The organism is Rhizobium nepotum 39/7, from assembly GCF_000949865.1.
GTDB classification, from domain to species: Bacteria; Pseudomonadota; Alphaproteobacteria; order Rhizobiales; family Rhizobiaceae; genus Agrobacterium; species Agrobacterium nepotum.
This window is the reverse complement of record NZ_JWJH01000069.1, coordinates 1-2,073: the sequence shown is the minus strand read 5'-3', so window position 1 is coordinate 2,073 and position 2,073 is coordinate 1. Positions and strand designations below refer to the sequence as shown.

General features: G+C 59.4%; 2 protein-coding genes and 1 pseudogene. 2 read left to right on the top strand and 1 reads right to left on the bottom strand.

The genetic code is table 11. The features are described from left to right. Window positions 1-119: 119 nt before the first annotated feature. Complete coding sequence (locus RS75_RS26110; protein ID WP_234704339.1) at window positions 120-470, top strand: transposase; 351 nt, start codon at window positions 120-122, stop codon at window positions 468-470. A 189-nt stretch (window positions 471-659) separates the two neighbouring features. On the opposite strand, the gene RS75_RS26105 is transcribed toward RS75_RS26110, so the two are convergent. Continuing rightward, a complete protein-coding gene (locus RS75_RS26105) occupies window positions 660-1,142 on the bottom strand; it encodes a tyrosine-type recombinase/integrase (RefSeq protein ID WP_234704338.1) in 483 nt (160 codons plus the stop codon). A gap of 37 nt (window positions 1,143-1,179) precedes the next feature. On the opposite strand from RS75_RS26105, the pseudogene tnpC reads away from it, so the two are divergent. Continuing rightward, window positions 1,180-1,977, top strand: a pseudogene (tnpC, locus tag RS75_RS24925) (IS66 family transposase); the annotation flags it as partial. Window positions 1,978-2,073 lie beyond the last annotated feature (96 nt).

Genomic DNA, 2,073 nt, shown 5'->3' with positions numbered 1-2,073 from the left:
GTAAGCGGCAAGCTGACCCCATCTGGCGTAGTTAGAGCGTGCGGCTGTATTGCAGATAGACGATTCACAAACTGTGAGCTTCTATGTCTGCGCCTGGCTCTGGAACCAGAAACTTCCATATGATCGAGGCTGTCCCTGAGCGCCTGGAAGGCGCTCCAAGGCAGTTCCGCCGACGTTGGTCGGATGAATTCAAAGAACATGCTGTTGCAGAGGCGATGGAACCGGGTGCCAGTGTTTCAGCGATCGCACATCGCATTGGAATTCATCCATCGCAGTTATTTGGCTGGCGTCGCGATGCTCGGGAGCGACAGCGATCCGCGTCGTCCGGAGCCGCTGTTTGCACGCAAGCCGGTTCTGGCGGCTCAAATTCGGTGATTGATGTTGTCATCGGCGATGTTGTTATCCGGGCCGGATCGGATGTTGACGCGGCGCACCTGCAACGGGTGATCCGGGCGGTACTTTCAGCATGATCCCGTCAGGCGTCAAAGTCTTCCTCGCGAGCCATCCAATCGACTTTCGTAAGGGGCCTGATAGCTTGCTGTCGCTGGTTCGAGATGCTGGCAGTGATCCGTTCTTATGTGTCGGGCGAGATTATGTGGCGGATCCGTCCCTGCGCCGGCCGAGGCCGGTCTAATCTGGAATTCTCCGCCACATAATACTTAGATGCTGTTCAGCAGTTGCAGCACGGCGTCATTTGGTCGGAAGCGGACGCCAAGATCGCCGGCGACTCCAGCCTTCTCGAGACCTTTACGCATCATCTCGACATCGGCGGCGGCATAGCGATGGGTTGTAGCGACCTGTGCGTGCCCGAGCCAGGCTTGGATCGTCAGAAGGTCAACGCCCGACTGGAGGAGCTTCATGGCCAGTGAGTGTCGGAAGATGTGAGGCGATATAGGTTTTTGGGCCAAGGCCGGCCTGATGGTCACGGCCTGGGCCACAGCTCGCCGCACGATGTGGGTTGCTCCGAAGCGCGTCAGGCGCTCGTTGCGGGCGCCGACGAATATAGGTCGCGGCTCGTGGTTTGCGATTGCGTGTTCGGCCAACAAGGCTGTCAGTGCTCTCGCCAGATCCTGAGGAATGGGGATGACGCGGTCTCTGCGCCCTTTGCCGCGCAGCAGTACTTGCGGGTGCGGCCGTTCCAACTGAAGGTCGTTTGCGTTGACGCCGGTAGCTTCGGAGACCCTGCCGACGCTTGCGCCTGGGTCCGGGTCGGCGAAAACCGCATGGCTATGGGCGTATGCCAGGGATGACCGACCATTTGGAGGCAACGGTCCGCCGATGGTGGCCTATCGCTTCGAAGACAGTCGGGCGACCGATTGCGTGGCACGGCACCTCAGCGGCTATCGCGGGATTCTGCAGGTTGACGGGTACGGGGCCTACAGCAAGCTTGTCCGCAGGGACGGCGGCAACGACGGCGTTATTCTGGCTGGTTGCTGGGCGCATAGTCGTCGCAAATTCTATGAATTGCATGTCGCCAAAAGCTCCAGGGTCGCCACAGAGACAGTCGAGCGAATGGCAACGCTCTGGGAAATAGAGGATACAGTCCGTGGCCAAAGCCCTGAGGCGCGTGTCGCAGCCCGACAAGAACGCTCGGCGGCGATCGTCCGTGACCTCTTCACTCTGTGGCAGGCGACTTTGCCGCGAGTATCAGGCAAATCCAAACTCGCTGAAGCTCTACGGTACTCGATCAAGCGTCGTGACGTCTTCGAACGCTTCCTGACCGACGGCCGTGTCGAGATCGACTCCAACATAATCGAGCGAGCGATCAGACCGCAGGCGATTACAAGAAAAAATAGCCTCTTCGCTGGCAGTGATGGTGGCGGCAGGACATGGGCGACAATCGCGACGCTGCTGCAGACTGTAAAGATGAATTCTGTCGATCCCCAGGCCTGGCTGACGCAGACGCTCGAGCGCCTTGCAAATGGCTGGCCCAGTAGCGAAATCGATGCCCTTATGCCGTGGCGCTACAACGCCTGAACGGCCTCAGCTTGTCGCTTACCGTGCTTCTCGACTACCAGCCCGGCCGCGGTCAGATTTATCCGCAGACCTTCCTTGGTGACTACCGCGGCATAT

Bases quoted from the DNA above. Each gene is read 5' to 3' on its own strand.
- RS75_RS26110 (WP_234704339.1), top strand. From the start codon at position 120: ATGATCGAGGCTGTCCCTGAGCGCCTGGAAGGCGCTCCAAGGCAGTTC.